The sequence below is a fragment of the Stenotrophomonas sp. YJH_SMC_17 genome, assembly GCF_059371655.1.
Window position 1 is genome coordinate 621002 of sequence record NZ_JCAFUU010000002.1, and the last position, 16931, is coordinate 637932.

General features: G+C 67.8%; 18 protein-coding genes. 5 read left to right on the forward strand and 13 right to left on the reverse strand.

Annotated features, from left to right (window positions below; genetic code table 11):
* Positions 1–7: 7 nt before the first annotated feature.
* Entirely contained in the window at positions 8–1597 is a 1590-nt protein-coding gene (locus AC5P8Z_RS07900; protein ID WP_125427250.1) for a cytochrome ubiquinol oxidase subunit I, read from the reverse strand.
* Positions 1598–1824: 227 nt separating this feature from the next.
* Between AC5P8Z_RS07900 and cydD the strand changes: the two genes are divergently transcribed.
* Positions 1825–3570: a thiol reductant ABC exporter subunit CydD gene (cydD, locus tag AC5P8Z_RS07905; RefSeq protein ID WP_495228677.1), complete on the forward strand. Its 1746-nt coding sequence runs from the start codon at positions 1825–1827 to the stop codon at positions 3568–3570.
* Entirely contained in the window at positions 3567–5240 is a 1674-nt protein-coding gene (gene cydC / locus AC5P8Z_RS07910; RefSeq protein ID WP_495228679.1) for a thiol reductant ABC exporter subunit CydC, read from the forward strand. Before cydD ends, cydC begins: the two co-directional genes overlap by 4 nt.
* A 100-nt stretch (positions 5241–5340) precedes the next feature.
* On the opposite strand, the gene AC5P8Z_RS07915 is transcribed toward cydC, so the two are convergent.
* The 11 genes from AC5P8Z_RS07915 to ccmA all read right to left on the reverse strand — a co-directional run bounded on the left by AC5P8Z_RS07915 (position 5341) and on the right by ccmA (position 13699).
* Positions 5341–5685, reverse strand: coding sequence for a DUF1294 domain-containing protein (locus AC5P8Z_RS07915; protein WP_286069116.1), 345 nt, complete (start codon positions 5683–5685; stop codon positions 5341–5343).
* Positions 5686–6798, reverse strand: a complete 1113-nt coding sequence (metX, locus tag AC5P8Z_RS07920) for a homoserine O-acetyltransferase MetX (protein ID WP_286069115.1) — start codon at positions 6796–6798, stop codon at positions 5686–5688. It abuts the gene before it with no gap.
* Positions 6799–6937: 139 nt separating this feature from the next.
* On the reverse strand, positions 6938–7927 hold the full coding sequence (locus AC5P8Z_RS07925) for a tetratricopeptide repeat protein (protein ID WP_495228680.1): 990 nt from the start codon (positions 7925–7927) through the stop codon (positions 6938–6940).
* The gene (locus AC5P8Z_RS07930; RefSeq protein WP_495228681.1) at positions 7921–8370 is read right to left on the reverse strand and encodes a cytochrome c-type biogenesis protein; all 450 of its coding nucleotides are present in this window, start codon (positions 8368–8370) and stop codon (positions 7921–7923) included. Before AC5P8Z_RS07930 ends, AC5P8Z_RS07925 begins: the two co-directional genes overlap by 7 nt.
* A gap of 4 nt (positions 8371–8374) precedes the next feature.
* A complete protein-coding gene (locus AC5P8Z_RS07935; RefSeq protein WP_286069111.1) occupies positions 8375–8992 on the reverse strand; it encodes a DsbE family thiol:disulfide interchange protein in 618 nt (205 codons plus the stop codon).
* A gap of 8 nt (positions 8993–9000) precedes the next feature.
* Positions 9001–10920, reverse strand: coding sequence for a heme lyase CcmF/NrfE family subunit (locus tag AC5P8Z_RS07940; protein ID WP_295565004.1), 1920 nt, complete (start codon positions 10918–10920; stop codon positions 9001–9003).
* Positions 10921–11382, reverse strand: a complete 462-nt coding sequence (gene ccmE / locus AC5P8Z_RS07945) for a cytochrome c maturation protein CcmE (protein WP_495228683.1) — start codon at positions 11380–11382, stop codon at positions 10921–10923.
* The gene (gene ccmD, locus AC5P8Z_RS07950) at positions 11379–11567 is read right to left on the reverse strand and encodes a heme exporter protein CcmD (protein ID WP_295565002.1); all 189 of its coding nucleotides are present in this window, start codon (positions 11565–11567) and stop codon (positions 11379–11381) included. Before ccmD ends, ccmE begins: the two co-directional genes overlap by 4 nt.
* Positions 11564–12334 (reverse strand): heme ABC transporter permease CcmC, encoded by a 771-nt coding sequence (gene ccmC / locus AC5P8Z_RS07955; RefSeq protein WP_495228685.1) that lies wholly within the window; start codon positions 12332–12334, stop codon positions 11564–11566. Before ccmC ends, ccmD begins: the two co-directional genes overlap by 4 nt.
* A gap of 43 nt (positions 12335–12377) precedes the next feature.
* Positions 12378–13073, reverse strand: a complete 696-nt coding sequence (gene ccmB, locus AC5P8Z_RS07960; protein ID WP_495228687.1) for a heme exporter protein CcmB — start codon at positions 13071–13073, stop codon at positions 12378–12380.
* The gene (gene ccmA / locus AC5P8Z_RS07965) at positions 13070–13699 is read right to left on the reverse strand and encodes a heme ABC exporter ATP-binding protein CcmA (RefSeq protein ID WP_495228689.1); all 630 of its coding nucleotides are present in this window, start codon (positions 13697–13699) and stop codon (positions 13070–13072) included. The genes ccmB and ccmA overlap by 4 nt, the downstream gene beginning before the upstream one ends.
* Positions 13700–13895: 196 nt before the next feature.
* On the opposite strand from ccmA, the gene AC5P8Z_RS07970 reads away from it, so the two are divergent.
* The 3 genes from AC5P8Z_RS07970 (at position 13896) to AC5P8Z_RS07980 (ending at position 16412) form a co-directional block, all read left to right on the forward strand.
* Complete coding sequence (locus tag AC5P8Z_RS07970; protein WP_286069106.1) at positions 13896–15044, forward strand: pyridoxal phosphate-dependent aminotransferase; 1149 nt, start codon at positions 13896–13898, stop codon at positions 15042–15044.
* A 14-nt stretch (positions 15045–15058) separates the two neighbouring features.
* Entirely contained in the window at positions 15059–15865 is an 807-nt protein-coding gene (locus AC5P8Z_RS07975; RefSeq protein ID WP_495228691.1) for an amidohydrolase, read from the forward strand.
* Positions 15866–15977: 112 nt separating this feature from the next.
* Positions 15978–16412 (forward strand): hypothetical protein, encoded by a 435-nt coding sequence (locus AC5P8Z_RS07980; protein WP_495228693.1) that lies wholly within the window; start codon positions 15978–15980, stop codon positions 16410–16412.
* A gap of 93 nt (positions 16413–16505) precedes the next feature.
* On the opposite strand, the gene AC5P8Z_RS07985 is transcribed toward AC5P8Z_RS07980, so the two are convergent.
* Entirely contained in the window at positions 16506–16751 is a 246-nt protein-coding gene (locus AC5P8Z_RS07985) for a protein L (RefSeq protein WP_286069103.1), read from the reverse strand.
* Positions 16752–16931 lie beyond the last annotated feature (180 nt).

Consider the following 16931-nt stretch of genomic DNA (forward strand, 5'->3'; position numbering starts at 1 on the left):
TCCTGCCTCAGGCCTGGCCGGCGGCCGGCGCCGAGGCATTGTGGGAAGCATGCGGCTGGGGCGACTGCAGCGACGGCAGCACCTCGTCCGGACCCTTGCGGATCGCCTTGAGCATCAGCTTGATCTCGACCACGATCAGCGCGGTGTAGATTGCGGTGAAGCCTGCCAGGGTCAGCACGATTTCATGCAGGGCCAAGCCCGATGCCGCGTAGAAGGTCGGCAGCACGCCATCGACCGCCCACGGCTGGCGACCATACTCGGCCACGAACCAGCCGCACTCGATCGCGATCCACGGTGCCGGCAGCGTCCACAGGGCCAGCGTGAGGAACCAGCGCTTGTCCTGGAAGTTGTTGCGGCAGGAGTAGTAGAAGGCCAGTGCGAAGAAGGCGATCAGGTAGAAGCCGAGGCCGGCCATCACGCGGAAGGTCCAGAACAGCGGCATCACGCGCGGCACGGTGTCCATCGCCGCCTGCGAGATCTCCTGCGGGGTGGCGTTGAGGATGTCATCGCGGTAGCGCTTGAGCAGCAGGCCGTGGCCCAGGTCCTGCCAGTGGCGGTCGAACATCTCGCGTGCTTCAACGTCGTTCTTGTTGGCGCGCAGGCGTTCCAATGCACCGTAGGCCAGCTGGCCGCCACGCACGCGGTGTTCGGCGCGCTCGACCAGTTCCAGGATGCCCGGAATCGGCTGGTTCAACGAGCGGGTGGCGATCAGGCCCATCAGGTAGGGGATCTTCACCGCGTAGTCGTTCTGGTGGGTTTCCTGGTTCGGGATGCCGAAGGCGGTGAAGTCGGCCGGCGCACGCTCGGTCTCCCACATCGCTTCGATCGCGGCCAGCTTCATCTTCTGGTGTTCGCTGGCGGCGTAGCCGCTCTCGTCACCCAGCACGACCACCGACAGCGATGACAGCAGGCCGAACGCCGCGGCCACCGCGAACGAGCGACGGGCCAGGTCCTTGTGCTTGTTGCGCAGCAGGAACAGGGCGCTGATCGCCATCACGAACACCGCACCGGTCACATAGCCGGCGCTGACGGTGTGCACGAACTTGGCCTGCGCCACCGGGTTGAACACCACCGCCATGAAGTCGACCACTTCCATGCGCATGGTTTCCGGGTTGAACACCGCACCGGTCGGGTTCTGCATCCAGCCATTGGCCACCAGGATCCAGATTGCCGACAGGTTGGTGCCCAGTGCCATCAGCCAGGTCACCATCAGGTGCTTGACCTTGCTCAGGCGGTTCCAGCCGAAGAAGAACAGGCCGACGAAGGTGGCTTCCAGGAAGAAGGCCATCAGGCCTTCGATGGCCAGCGGCGCACCGAAGATGTCACCCACGTAGTGGCTGTAGTAGGACCAGTTCATGCCGAACTGGAATTCCATGACGATGCCGGTGGCGACGCCCATGGCGAAGTTGATGCCGAACAGGACGCCCCAGAACAGGGTCATCCTGCGCCAGATCTCCTTGCCGGTCATCACGTACACGCTCTCCATGATGGCCACCATGAAGGACAGGCCAAGGGTGAGTGGTACGAATAGGAAGTGGTACATCGCGGTCAGCGCGAATTGCAGCCGCGACAGTTCTACGACTGTCTGATCAATCATGGCCTGGCTACCTCGTTGGATAGTGCCGTTGCAGGTGGCGGGAAGGGTGGTCTACGACGTGAATGATGTGACCGACTACTTCAAACAGCCTTGATCCAGATCAATGTATGAACAGGTGCCCCGGTTGATCGTATGCCAACCTGATGAAGACTGCGACCGCTGGCCGCAGGGGCGGGCTATTGCCTGCGCCTACAATGCCGTGTATCCCCCGTTGCCCGTGAAGACCCTTGAGCGCTGCCGAAACGACCCCTGACGGCCTTTCCCAGGAAGCCGAGACGACCCGCCAACGCCGCGTACGCACGGCCTGGCTGGCTGATCTGGCGCGCGCCGCTCGGGGCCGCCAGCGCCTGGCGGCGTTGTGCATCAGCCTGTCCGGCGCGCTGCTGATCGGCCAGGCCGCCGCCATCGCCTGGCTGGTGCAGCAGGTGCTCGTGCAGCGTGCGCCGCTGGCGTCGGGCCTTCCGGTGCTGGGGGCGCTGGCGCTGGTCCTGGTACTGCGCACGCTGCTGGGCAGCGCCACCCAGGCCGCTGCAGGCGATGTGGCCGATGCCGCGCGGCTGGCCCTGCGCGAGCGCGTGTTCGCCCGCCTGCTGGGCCACGGTCCGCTGTGGCTGCGGCAGCGCCGCACCGGTGAACTGGGCGAGCTGATGTTGCATCACGGGGATGCGATCGAGAGCTATTACAGCGGCTTCCTGCCGGTGCGCACCGAAGTGGTGGTGGTGCCGCTGCTGATCCTGGCCGCGGTGGCCTGGGTCGACTGGGTGGTGGCACTGATCCTGCTGTTCACCGCGCCGCTGGTGCCGTTCTTCATGATGCTGGTGGGCTGGGGTGCCGAAGCCGCTGGTCGCGCCCAGTTGAGTGAACTGGCGCGGATGAGCGGCCACTTCGCCGATCGCATCAAGGGCCTGGGCCTGCTGCGCCTGTATGGCCGGGGCGAGGCCGAGCTGGAAGGAATCGAGGCCGCCGCCGAAGGCGTGCGCGTGCGTACGCTGAAGGTGCTGCGGATCGCCTTCCTGTCGTCCACGGTGCTGGAATTCTTCGCCTCGGTCAGCGTGGCGATGGTCGCCCTGTACCTGGGCCTGAGCTACCTGGGCATGATGTCGCTGCACTCGACGGTGCCAACGTTGGGCGCGGGCCTGTTCTGCCTGCTGCTGGCGCCGGAGTTCTACGCCCCGCTGCGGCGCCTGGCGGCGCACTACCACGACCGTGCCAACGCACTGGCCGCTGCGGCCGAGGTGGAACGCCTGCTGCAGTCACTGCCCGATGAGCAGGGGCTGATCGAGAACGAGATCGCACCGCTGGCAGTGGAGCCGGCCGAAGCTGCATTGCCGCCGCTGGAGGCACAGGGCCTGGTTCTTCGCCCGTTGGGCGCGCCGCACGACGTGCTTCAGGATCTGGATGTGCTGCTGGAACCGGGCCAGCGGCTGGCTCTGGTCGGCCCCAGCGGCTCTGGCAAAAGCACGCTGCTGGAGGCGCTGGCTGGTTGGCTGCAACCCCGTTCCGGCAAACTGCAGCTTCGCCCCGGCGTGCAGGTGGCCTATGCCAGCCAGCGCCCCTATCTGTTCCACGGCAGCATCGCCGACAACCTGCGCCTTGCAGATCCCGGCGCCAGCGGCGCGCGCCTGCGTGCGGTGGCCGAGGCCGCGCAGGTGCTGCAGTTCGCGCAGCGCCTGCCACAGGGCCTGGATACCGTGATCGGCGAACGTGGCTTCGGCCTTTCCGGCGGCGAAGCCCGTCGCATCGGCCTGGCCCGGTTGTTGCTGCGCGACCCGCAGGTGCTGTTGCTGGACGAACCCACCGCGTTTCTCGACGCTGATACCGAGGCGGCACTGCTGCGCAGCCTGGCCGCGTATGCACGTGGCCGCAGCGTGGTGGTTGCCACCCACAGCCCGGCGGTGATCGCCTGGGCCGATCGCTGCCTGCTGTTGCCGGAAGGTCGCCTGGTGGAACCGGCGCAGGCGGTGCGTGCATGAGCCGTTCGCCGGATTCGCTGCGCGCGGTGTTCCTGCGTCATCGGCCGCGCCTGCTGCTGACCATCCTGCTGTTGTGGACCACCATGCTGGCCGGCACTGCATTGCTGGGCCTGTCCGGCGGATTCCTCACCGCGGCCGCGTTGGCCGGTGCGGCAGGCCTCGGTCAGGGCTTCAACTTCTTCTCGCCCTCTGCGGGTATCCGCGGGTTGACCATGGCGCGCATCGTGTCGCGCTACTTCGAAAAGCTGGTGGGCCACGATGCGACCCTGCGCATCGCGCGCGACCTGCGCGTGTGGTTCTTCCGCCGCGCGCTGCCATTGGCGCCGGCACGGCTGGGAGCCACGCGCACCGGCGATTTGCTGGCGCGCCTGCTCGGTGACATCGGTGAAGTGGACGGCCTGCTGGTGCGTGCGATCGGGCCGCTGGTGGCATTGGGCGCGCTGTCGCTGGTGGCGGTGGCCTCGGCGGCGCTGATCCTGCCATCGGCAGCGGTGCTGCTGGCAGTGCTGGCGCTGCTGATCGCTTTCGGCGTGCCGTGGCTGGGCGTGCGCGGCCGCGACGATGAAGAAGCCGACCGTGCCGCGCATCGCGCCGCACTGCGCACCGCCGCCTTTGAAGGGTTGGAGGGCGCAGGCGACCTGGCCGCGCTGCATGCCGACGCGGCCTGGCAGCTGAAGGTGCGCGTGGCAGCCAAGCAGCTGGCGGCGCGTGATCGTCGTCGGCGCTGGCGCCTGATCGCGGCATCGACCCTGCATGGCCTGGTCGCTGGGCTGGGGCTGGTGGCGATGCTGGCGTTGGCGCTCCACGCGGCCGAACAGCAGCGCGTCGCGCCGGAAATGGCGGCGGGCCTGCTGTTCCTCACTGTTGCGCTGATCGAACTGTGGGCCGGGATGGGCTTGGCGTGGCAGTCACTGCAGTCCGGGCGTATCGCCGCCGATCGGTTGCAGGCCATCGTCGAGCAGCCGCCGACGGTGGAGGATCCCGCAGCGCCACAACCGGTCCCGCAGGCCGCGCGCGTACACTGGGATGACGTGCATTTCCAGTGGCCGGGCGCGGTGCGACCGGTGCTGTCCGGCCTGCAGCTGACGTTGGTCCCAGGGGAGCGCATCGCCATCCGCGGCGACAGCGGCAGTGGCAAGACCACGCTGTCCAGCCTGCTGCTGCGGCTGTGGGATCCGCAGCAGGGACGGCTGACCTACGGTGGCCGCGATCTGCGTGATTTCGCCCAGGCTGACTGGCACCGGCAACTGGCGTGGCTGCCGCAGAACGCGCCGGTGTTCGCCGGCACCGTGGCCGAGAACCTGCGCCTGGGTGATCCCGATGCCAGCGACGCCGCGTTGTGGGCGGTGCTGCGTCGGGTGCGCCTGGGCGAATGGGCCGAGCGCAATGGTGGCCTGCAGGCCTGGGTGGGCGAGAACGGCGCGACGATGTCGGCCGGGCAGGCACGGCGCCTGGCGCTGGCGCGGGCACTGCTGCGCAACGCGCCGATCCTGGTGCTGGATGAACCGACCGAAGGGTTGGATGTGGATACCGCACGTGCGCTGCTGCGGGATCTTTCCGGGCTGCTGGACGGACGCAGCCTGCTGATGATCACCCACGACGACCTGCCCGAGGGTGTGGTCGATGCGCAGTACCGGCTGCGTGACGGGGCGCTGGTCCGCGAACTTTGATCGATGCACATCCACGCGTGGCGTGGATCTACTGTAGAGCCGCGCCCGTGCTCGGCTGCCTCTGTACGGAGCCGAGCGCGGGCTCGGCTCTACAGGTTGGCTACCGCGAGAATTCGCGCAGCAGCACCGCGATCGAGGCCACGTTGGCCAGCACGCACAGCCAGAACACCCATTGGAATGCCGCCTTGCGGTGCTTGTGGCGGAACACGGCCTGGCCCAGCAGCGCGCCGGGCCAGCCGCCGGCGAACGCCAGCAGCTGCAGCGTGCGTTCGGGAATCCGCCACTGCTTTCGCTGCGCCGCGCGCTTGTCGTGGCCGTACAGCCCGAACGACACCGCGCTGGCCAGCAGGCACCAGCCGCCCAGCCACAGCGGCAGTACGCCGCTGATCATCAGTGCGATCAACGCGCCGAACGCGGCCAGCGCCAGGTTGCGCCGCCAGCCCACTTACAGCGCGTCGAGGAAGCCGCGCACGGCCGGGCCGAAACGCTCGAAATCGACCAGGAAGGCATCGTGGCCCTGTGGCGATTCCAGGCCGATGAAATTCGCATCGGCACCGCCGGCTCGCAGGCCATCGGCGACCTGTTGCTGCTGCTGCACCGGGAACAGGATGTCGGTGTTGGCGCCGATGGCCAGCGCCTTCTCGACCCGGATCTTCGCCAGCCCAGCCAGCACATCGCCGTCGGCGTACTCGGCCAGATCGAACCAGTCCATCGAGCGGCTCAGGTACAGATAGCAGTTTGGATCGAAGAAGCGCACGAAGCGCCGCGCGTGCCCCTCCAGATAGCTTTCCACCTGGAATTCAAGGCCGAACGGATCGTCATCGGTCTGGTCCGAATCCAGCCGCACGCGGCCGAAACGGCCATCCCATTCCAGTGCCGAGCGATAGGTGATCACGCCCAGCTTGCGCGCCATGCGCATGCCGGACTCGGGATACGCGTCGTCGTCGTAGTGGCCGCCGTTCCAGCGTGGATCGAGGCGGATCGCCTCACGCTGCAGCGAGCGGATCGCGATCGAGAACGGCAATGCCTGCGCGCTGCCGGAAATGTTGACGTGGCTGCGTGCGATGCCCGGATGCAGCATCAGCACGGCCAATGCGGTCATGCCGCCCATCGAATTGCCGATCACGCAGGCCAGCTGCTCGATGCCCAGGGCGCGTACAACTTCGATGGCGGCGCGTGCGCCGTCTTCCACCGACAGTTCCGGAAAGTCGAGGCGATAGGGCGCGCCGGTCGCCGGGTTCAACGAAGCCGGGCCGGTCGAGCCCTTGCAGCTGCCCAGCGAATTCACGCATACCACGAACCAGCGGCCGGTATCGATCGGCTTGCCGGGGCCGACCATCGCTTCCCACCAGCCCGCTGCCGGGTTGGCGTCGTTGGCCGCCGCGTGCGCATCCGGCGACAGACCGGTCACGATCAGGATCGCGTTGCCGGCGTCGGCGGCCAGCGTTCCCCAGGTTTCATAGGCCACGCGCGCGCCGTGCAGGGCGCCACCGCGCTTGAACGGGAACGGCGAGGGCAGGGCATGGAAGCGGGTGCCGGGCGGGATGAATTCAGTCATGCGGGCATTCTAGCGGGACCGGATGTGCAGCTGGCGACATGCTGGTTTGCATGGATGGCCGTATCCACGCATGGCGTGGATCTACTGTAGAGCCGAGCCCATGCCCGGCTGCCGAGCATGGGCTCGGCGGCTCTACAGGTCAGGGAAACCGCAGCTCCACCACGCCGTCATGCGGCAGGCTCACCCTCACCGGCACGCTCTGCAGGTCGCCCTCGCTGCGGTTGGCGCTGCCGGTACGCGAGATGCGTGCCAGCACTTCCACGTCGCGATGTGCCGACAGCGGTGCGGTCGGCATCGGACTGTCGTCGTCGCCCAGCCCGACCGTGGCCGGGAAGCCGGCCAGCGGCAGCTTGCGCGCGGCGACCGGCATCGGCGGGCCACCCACGGCGCGTGCCAGCACGAATACCTGGGTGCTGGCTGGCCACTCGGCGCCCTGCAATGCAGGCAGCTCCACACGGACCCGCAGCAACGCCGGTGCAGCGGCGGCCGGTGCGTCAGGTGCCTGGCCTGCGGCTTCACGGGCGATGGCGATCTGTGCCTGCAGTGCCTGCGCGGCGCCTGGCTCCAGTCGCGGCAGCAGGCTGCTCCAGACGTCGGCGGCTTCGGCATTCCGGCCTCGCTGGCGCAGGGCGATGCCGAGCAACCAGCTTGCGCGCTCTGCATCGGGTGCCAGCGTGCGCGCCTGCTGCAACCAGGCCGTTGCGGTGTCGTCGAATTGCTTGCCGGCGTCGGCCTGCGCACGTGCCTGTGCAGCTTCCACCAATACGCCCGGATCATCCGGTGCCAATGCTGCCGCGCGCGCGAACGCGTCCGCCGCAGCTGGGGCATTGCCCAGTTCTGCCTGCGAACGGCCCAGCAGGGTCCAGCCATCGGCCCGCTGCGGGTCGCGCTTCAACGCATCCTGCAGGGCCTGCACGCCATCGCGCAGGGTTGCCACCGATGGCGCAGGCTGCACCTGCGCAGCGCGTGGATCACCGACCAGCAAGTAAAGACAGGCGCCGGCCACGCCGAGCGCAATCACGCCCACCGCGAAACCGCGGCGACCGTCGTGGCGCAACGGCCACAGCACCAGCACTGCCGCCAGTGCAGCGACCAGACCAGCCAACGCCGGCAGCCAGTGGCTCACCATCCATCTCCTTCATCGGCCTTGCCGACCGGCGCAGCCCCGACCGTGCGTCCACGGCGGCGGACGATGCCGAACACCACCACCGCACCCGCACCCAGTACCAGAAGCGGCCCCGCCCACAGCAGCCAGGTGCCCGGCTGCAACGGTGGCTGGTAGAGCACGAACTCCCCGTAACGCGCGACCAGGAACTGCTTGATCTGTACATCGTCGTGGCCCTGCTGCATCAGTTGCAGTACCTCGCGGCGCAGGTCCTGGGCGATCTGTGCATTGGAATCGGCCAGCGACTGGTTCTGGCACTGCACGCAGCGCAGCTGCGCGGCCAGGTCGTGGAAGCGTCGTTCCTCGGCGCCATCGCGGAACTGCAGCGGCTGCGGATCGTGCAGCGGCTGCTGGGCCAGCGCGGCCAGCGGGAGCACCAGGAGCAGCAGCGCCAGCAGCCAGCGCATGGGCTCAGGGCGCCGTATGCAGGGTGTTGCCGGCACTGCCCTGGGCCTTCTCGATCTTCTCCAGCGCCGGGATCAGCTTCTCATCGACCACGCGCTGGCTCATCGCGCCACTGTACTTCCAGCGCACGATGCCGCTGCCGTCGACCAGGAAGGTTTCCGGTGCGGCGGTCACGCCCCAGTCGATCGCGGTGCGGCCTTCGACGTCGCTGAGCACGACCATGAACGGATTGCCCAGCTGTTCCAGCCAGTGCAGCGCGTCGGTGGGGTCGTCCTTCCAGTTGTAGCCGATCACGCGCACGCGCTTGCTCTCGGCGAAACGGGTCAGCACCGGGTGTTCCTCGCGGCAGGCCGCGCACCAGCTGCCCCATACGTTCAGCAGGTAGGGTGCGCCGCGCAGGTCATCGCTGTGCACGATCATTTCCGGGTCGTGCAGCACCGGCAGCGCGAACGCCGGCGCCGGCTTGTCGATCAGCGCCGACGGCAGCACGTCGCGCTGCGGGTCACCCGATTTCATCACCCCGTAGATCATCAGCCCAAGCAGGCCGAAGAAGAACAGCACGCCGATCACGATGGCTACCGGCGGCAGCGGGCGGGAGGGGCGCGGGGCGGGGGACTCGGACATGGGAACTCCTACGGACGACGGAAACGGCGGTCGGCGGCGGTGATGAATCCGCCCAGGGCCATCAGCAGCGCGCCCAGCCAGATCCAGCGCACGAACGGCTTGATGTGCACCCGTACCGCCCATGCATTGTTGCCCAGCGGCTCGCCCAATGCCACGTAGACATCACCGTCGAAGCGTGCATCGATGCCGGCCTCGGTCATCACCTGGCCGCCACTGGCGTACTGGCGCTTCTCCGGATGCAGCAGGGCCTGTTCGCGGCCGTTGCGGAACACCCGCAGATGACCGCGGTCGGCGATGAAGTTGGGTCCTTCGCGATGGTCCACGCCTTCGAACCGGACTTCGTAGCGGCCAACCACCAGCTGCTGGCCCGGTGCCAGCGCCACTTCGCGCTGCACGTTCAGCGCCTCGACCAGCAGCGCGCCGGTCAGGAACACGGCGATGCCGGCGTGGGCGACGATCATGCCGAGCATCTCGGCGGTGAAGCGGCCATTGCCGCGCAGCCGCTGCCAGACGAAGCGCGCGGTGCCCAGCCCGACCCAGGCCGCCGCAGCGACGCCCAGGCCGGCCTTCCAGCCGTTCTGCGGCGCCTGCCACCAGGCCAGCGCGCCCAGCAGCACGGCCAGCCCCAGCCATGGCGCCAGCAGCGCGAAGGCGCGCGAGGGCTGGTCGCGCTGCCACTTCACCAGCGGACCGAACGGCAGCAGCAGGATCATCGGTGCCATCAGCAGCAGGAACAGGCTGCCGAAGTAGGGCGGCCCGACCGAGATCTTGCCCAGCGACAGCGCGTCGGCCAGCAATGGATACAGGGTGCCCAGCAGGACCATTGCGCAGGCGGTAGCCAGCAGCAGGTTGTTGGCCAGCAGCAGGGTCTCGCGCGAGGTGGCGGTGAAGCCACGGCGTGGGTCATCGGCGTCCACGCTCAACTGGCTGGCGCGCAGCGCGTACAGCAGCAGGCTGCCGCCGACCAGTACCGACAGGAACACCAGGATGAACAGGCCGCGCGACGGATCGGCCGCGAACGAATGCACGCTGGTCAGCACGCCCGAGCGCACCAGGAAGGTGCCCAGCAGCGACAGCGCGAAGGCGGCGATCGCCAGCAGCAGGGTCCAGCTGCCGAAGGTGCCGCGTTTTTCGGTGACGGCCTGCGAATGGATCAGCGCCGCGCCGACCAGCCACGGCATGAAACTGGCGTTCTCTACCGGGTCCCAGAACCACCAGCCACCCCAGCCCAGCTCGTAGTAGGCCCACCAGCTGCCCAACGCGATGCCGATGGTCAGGAAGCCCCAGGCAACGTTGGTCCAGGGCCGCGTCCAGCGCAGCCAGCGGGCGTCGACGCGGCCTTCCAGCAGCGCGGCCACCGCGAACGCGAACGGCACCGCAAAGCCCACGTAGCCGATGTACAGCATCGGCGGATGGATGATCAGCCCCGGATCCTGCAGCAGCGGATTGAGGTCGCGGCCTTCCAGCGGCGCCGGGTTCAGGCGCAGGAACGGGTTGGAGGTGAAGATCAGGAAGGCGAGGAAGCCGACGCTGACCACACCCATCACCGCCAGTACGCGTGCCTGCACATGGGCCGGCAGGTGCCGCGAGAACAGCGCCACCGCGCCGGTCCACAGCGCCAGCACCAGCGCCCACATCAGCAGCGAGCCCTCATGCGCGCCCCACACCGCCGAGTAGCGGTAGATCAGCGGCAGCAGCGAATTGGAGTTCTCGGCCACGTAGCGCACCGAGAAGTCCTGCTGCACGAACGCAGCGGTGAGCACCGCGAAGGCGCCGGCCAACAACAGCAGCTGTGCGAACGCAGCCGGCCGAGCCACCGCCATCCACGCCGGGTTGTTGCGATGCGCGCCGACCAGCGGCAGGCCCGCCTGCAGCAGCGACGCCAGCAATGCACACAACAGCAGGATCTGACCCAGTTCGGGCAGCACTCAGCGCACCTCGGGCGCCGTTACCGGCACGTCATGCTTGCGATGGGCGTCGCCCATCTTGTCGGCCACTTCCTTCGGCACGTACCTTTCATCGTGCTTGGCCAGCACTTCGTCGGCGACGAAGACACCGTCCTGGAGTCGGCCACTGGCGACCACGGCGGTGCCTTCTGCAAACATGTCCGGCAGGATCCGCGAGGTGGTCACCGGCAGCTGTGCATCGCCGTCGGTCACCTCGAAGCGCGCCTCCAGCGAGCCGACCGGGCGGTTGAAGGAGCCCTTCACCACCATGCCGCCCAGGCGGAAGCGCGACTGCGCATCAACGTCGCCACGCAGCACTTCGGCGGGCGTGTACAGGTAGGCGATGTTGCGCTCCAGCGCCATCGCCACCAGCGCGGTGGCCAGGCCGGAGGCGAGCAGGGCCAGCAGCACCCAGGCCAGGCGGCGACGCTGCACCGGGGTCATCGTTCCAGCTCCGTCGGCAGCGAGGCCGCTGCGTCCTGCCTGCCGGCGCGGCTCTGCTGGCGCTGCTGCTTGGCCAGTGCCAGTCGGCGCGCCACGCGCAGGCGCAGCCAGGACCCGATGGCATCGGCGCCGAGCACCAGCGCGAACACGGCGTAGGCGCCGATCACGTAAGGCAGATGGGTCATGGCTGGGCCTCCCCGGCCGGGCGTGCGGCATCAACGCGGCCCCCCACCCAGGCCTTGCCGGCCTCGCGGTCGAGGTTGTCGGCGCGGGCCTTGGCCAGCACCGAACCGGCGAACCAGAACTTGGTGCCGATCACCATCCACCACAGCGGCGCGATCATCTCGCTGCTGATCGCCGATTCGCCGAACACATTGATCGACTGGCGCTGATGCAGGCCACCCCACCAGTCCACCGAATAGCGGACCACCGGCAGCAGGCTGACGCCGACGATGGCCAGCAGTCCCGCCGCACGCGCGGCGCTGCGGCGGTCCTCGATGGCGTGGTACAGGCCGATCACGCCCAGGTACAGGAACAGCAGCACCAGTTCACTGGTCATGCGCGGGTCCCAGTCCCACCAGGTACCCCAGGTGCCCTTGCCCCAGATGCTGCCGGTCAGCAGGGTGATCAGGGTGAAGCCGGCGCCCATCGGCGCACAGGCCATGGCCAGGATCTCGCAGACCTTGATACGCCAGATCAGCGCGATGGCCGCATACAGCGCCATCAGCGCGAACACGAACAGGCTCATCCAGGCACTGGGCACGTGGATGTAGAGGATGCGGAAGCTGTCCAGCTGCTTGGCCTCCGGCGGCACTACCAGCAGAGCCTGCCACATGCCGACCAGCAGCACCGGTACCGCGGCGAAGTAGAACACCCGCGACCAGCGGGCAGCGAAACGATCGAACGTGGGCGGTGAACCGAGTTGGTGGAACCAGCGGACAATCGGATTCATGCGTGGCGGCTATCCAGCAGGGGTGGATTGGCTCTCAGCTCGGTCAACTCAGAGAAATGCGTATTGCAGCAGCAGTGGCCAACGGTGCCAGCACCAGCGCGACCAGCAGGCCGGCGCCCAGCATCAGCAGCGCACCGACCGGATCCTGTCCGCGTCCGGCTGCCGCCAGGCTGCCTGCGCCGAACACCAGCACCGGCACGTACAGCGGCAACGACAGCAACGCCACGAGAATACCAGAGCGCCGGATGCCTACGGTCAGTGCAGCGACCACACCACCGATCAGGCTCAGCAACGGTGTTCCCAGCAGCAACGATGCCAGCAACATCGGCAGCTGGTCATGCGGCAGATGCAGCATTTCAGCCAGCAACGGGCTGACGATGATCAGCGGCAGGGCGGTGGTGGCCCAGTGCAGCAGCACGCGCACCAGCACCAGCCAGGCCAGTGGCACCGGCGCCAGCAGCCATTGCTCCAGCGAGCCATCCTCGGCGTCGGAACGGAACAGCGAATCCAGCGACAGCTGCCCGGCCAGCAGCACCGCCAACCACAGCACCGCGCCGCCGGTGGCGCTCAGCAGTTTCGATTCGCGGCCCTGGGCCAGCGCGAACAGCACCACCACCAGCACTGCGAACAGCAGCGGCTGCAGCGCATCGCCGCGACGGCGCCAGAGGAGGCGCAGGTCGCGCTTGAGCAGCGCGCCCGCGGTCTGCCACAGGCCCGGTTCGGTGCCCGGCGCGATCATGCGGCACCGCCGAGGTCGAGCTGGCGGGTGCGCACGGGCGGCGCGGCATAGGCGCCGTGGGTGGTGACCAGCGCGGCGCCACCGGCACGCAGGTGTGCCGAGATCATCCGGTTGACCAGGGTGATGCCCTCCAGGTCGAGGTTGGCATAGGGTTCGTCGAGCAGCCACAGCGGTGCGGGCGACAGCCAGATGCGCGCCAGGGCCAGCCGGCGCTTCTGCCCGGCCGACAGATGGCGTACCAGGGTGTCCTCGTAGCCGGCCAGGCCGACGATGGCCAGTGCGTTGCCCGGCATCTGCCGTGCGCGGCGGCCGTGCAGGCCACACAGGAAATGCAGGTTCTCCAGCGTATCCAGGTCCGGCTTCAAGGCAGGCAGATGGCTGAGGTAGGCCACGTAGCGTGCACGCTCGGCATTGCTGGCCGGCCTGCCGTCGATGCGCACCTGGCCGGCACCGGGCCGGGCCAGGCCGGCCAGCACGCGCAGCAGGGTGGTCTTGCCGGCGCCATTGCCGCCCTGCACCAGCAGGGCTTCGCCGGCGTCCACATGGAAGTCCAGCGGGCCGAACACCGGCTCGTCATTGCGGGAGAAGCTGAGGCCGCTGGCGGCCAGCAATGCAGGGGTGTTCAAGGGGCAGGGGTCTTCATGCCGGAGTGCGGCGGCAATTGTAGCGGTGAATGCTGTTCCGGTAGCGCCCGGCCATGCGCGGTGGCCGCAAGGCATATGCAAAAAGCCGCCGGGCATGACCCGGCGCTACCGGCCGAACCCACAGTCGCAGCGTGGATTTCGTACACTTCTGGGCCTCGTTCCTCCAGACTCCAGGCCGATGCAACCCAACACCAAGCTGCCCAAGGTCGGTACCACGATCTTCACCGTGATGTCCCAGCTCGCCGCCGAACATGGCGCGGTCAACCTCGGCCAGGGGTTCCCTGATTTCTCCGCGCCGCAGCGCCTGATCGACGAGACCACCAACGCGATGGCCGCCGGCCTGAACCAGTATCCGCCGATGACCGGCGTGGCGCCGCTGCGCCAGGCCATCGCACAGAAGTCGCTGGACCTGTACGGCGCGACGATCGATCCTGACACCGAGATCACCGTCACCAGCGGCGCCACCGAAGCGATCTTCAACGCCATCCACGCCGTGGTGCGTGCCGGTGAGGAAGTGATCGTGCTCGACCCGGCCTACGACTGCTACGAACCGGCCATCGAGCTGGCTGGCGCCACGGCAGTGCATGTGCCGCTGGATCCGCAGACCTTCGCCGTCGACTGGGACCGCGTGCGTGCGGCGATCACCCCGCGCACCCGCATGCTGATGGTCAACACCCCGCACAACCCGTCCGGCGCGATGCTGGACGAAGCCGACATGCAGGCGCTGGCCGACCTGCTGCGTGGCACGCAGATCTACCTGATTTCCGATGAAGTGTACGAGCACATCATCTACGACGGCCGCCGCCACGAATCGGCGCTGCGTTACCCGGAGCTGCGCGAGCGCACCTTCGTCATCTCCAGCTTCGGCAAGACCTACCACTGCACTGGCTGGAAGATCGGCTACGCGGTGGCGCCGCCGCTGCTGACCGCCGAGTTCCGCAAGGTGCACCAGTACAACACCTTCACCAGCTTCGGCCCGGCCCAGTACGGCTTCGCCGCGATGATCCGCGACGAGCCGGAACACCATCTGGAGCTGGGCGCGTTCTACCAGGCCAAGCGCGACCGTTTCCGCGCGCAGTTGGCCGGCACCCGCCTGAAGCCGCTGCCGGTGCCGGGCGGCTACTTCCAGCTGGTCGACTACTCGGCCATCAGCGACCTGCCGGACCACGAGTTCGTGAAGTGGCTGACCATCGAGAAAGGCGTGACCGCCATCCCGCTGTCGCCGTTCTACGAGACCCCGCCGGCCGGCCAGCGCCTGGTGCGCCTGTGCTTTGCCAAGAACGAAGCGACCATGGACGCGGCGATCGAACGCCTGCGCCTTCTCTGAGCGGAGCGCTGACCATGCAGGACCTGCGTATTTCCCTGGTGCAAGGCGACACCCGCTGGCACGACCCGACCGGCAACCGCACCTACTATGGCGCGCTGCTGGCACCGCTGGCCGGCAGCACCGACCTCGTGATCCTGCCGGAGACCTTCACCAGTGGCTTCTCCAACGACGCCATCGCGCAGGCCGAAGGCATGGACGGCCCGACCGTGGCCTGGGTGCGCGAACAGGCCAAGGCCTTGAACGCGGCGGTGATCGGCAGCGTGCAGCTGCGCGAGGGCGACGGCGTGTACAACCGCCTGCTGTTCGCCACGCCCGATGGCGGGCTGCAGCACTACGACAAGCGCCACCTGTTCCGCTACGGCGGCGAGCACGAGCGCTATGCCGCCGGCCGTGAGCGCCTGAGCGTGGAATGGAAAGGCTGGCGGATCAATCCGCAGGTCTGCTACGACCTGCGCTTCCCGGTGTTCTGCCGCAACCGCTACAACGTCGAGCGTCCCGAGCAATTGGACTTCGACCTGCAGATATTCGTGGCCAACTGGCCCTCGGCGCGTGCCTATGCGTGGAAGACCCTGCTGCGCGCGCGTGCGATCGAGAACCTGTGCTTCGTGGCGGCGGTGAATCGCGTGGGCGTGGATGGCAATCAGCTGCACTACGCTGGCGACAGCGCGGTGCTGGATTTCCTCGGCCAGCCGCAGGTGGAGATCCGTGAACGCGAACAGGTGGTCACCACCACCATCTCGGCCGAGGCCCTGGCCGCGCACCGTGCGCGCTTCCCGGCGATGCTTGATGCCGATGCCTTCCACCTGGACGAGCGGGCCTGAAACAGAACGACGGCGGCTGAATGCTGGTCGCACACGAGCGCGCGCGTGCATCCAACCTGCACGCGCGCGCTGCTAGATTCGCCGCCATTGCGACCGAACGGGAACACCTGCCATGAACAAGCCCCTTGCCCTGCTGCTGGCTTTGGCCTCCGCGTCGCTGGCGCCGGCCGCGCACGCCGCCGGCAACCTTGATTGCGAGCTGCGCTACAACCTTTCCGGTTGGTCGTTGATCTACAAGACCGCCTCCGGCAGCGGCACGGTCACCTGCAGCAATGGCGCCAGCATGCCGGTGCGCATCCAGATGAAGGGCGGCGGCCTGACAGTGGGCAAGTCCAGGATCAGCAACGGGCGCGGCAACTTCACCGGCGCGATGAGCGTCGATCAGCTGCTGGGCACTTACGCGTCGGTTGGGGCACATGCCGGCGCAGTGAAGTCCAGCAATGCGCAGGTGATGACCAAGGGCGATATCTCACTGGCCCTTTCCGGAACGGGCAAGGGCTGGGACCTGGGCGTGGACGGTACTGCGTTCACCCTCAGCCGGCGCTAAACCAAAAAAGGGGACGGAGAGGATCAAGTCGTTTGAGGCACCAACGACTTGATCCTCTCCGCCCCCTTTTTCTGGCCGCAGACGCAACCGGGGTCAGACCCCTTCAGTGTTGGTGCGCACGTTGAGCTTCCAGCGGATCGGCCCTTGCTCCAGGCTGTGCACGTGCTTGGGCTGAGGTGGGAAGGGATCATTCTTGTTGCAGGTGACCTCACGCTTGCAGCCCAGGCATCGATAGATGCCAGAAACCTGGACCTTGTCGGCGGGCCCATAGACGGTGTTCCACCATGTATTGCTGCCGTCGACCCGTTGCAATACGGAATTGGACGTGTGCCAAGCCATCGTGGTTCCTGTGTGTCATGGATGGAGTAAGCACGATAGGAAGTCGCTGGATTTCATGCGGCGACACATGGCACAAACAGCACGTTTTCAAAGAATTCCTAATGCACGCTTTTCATCCACGCGTGGCGTGGATCTACCCGCGGATCGATGCACCAGACAAAGAAAAACCCCGGCCTGCGC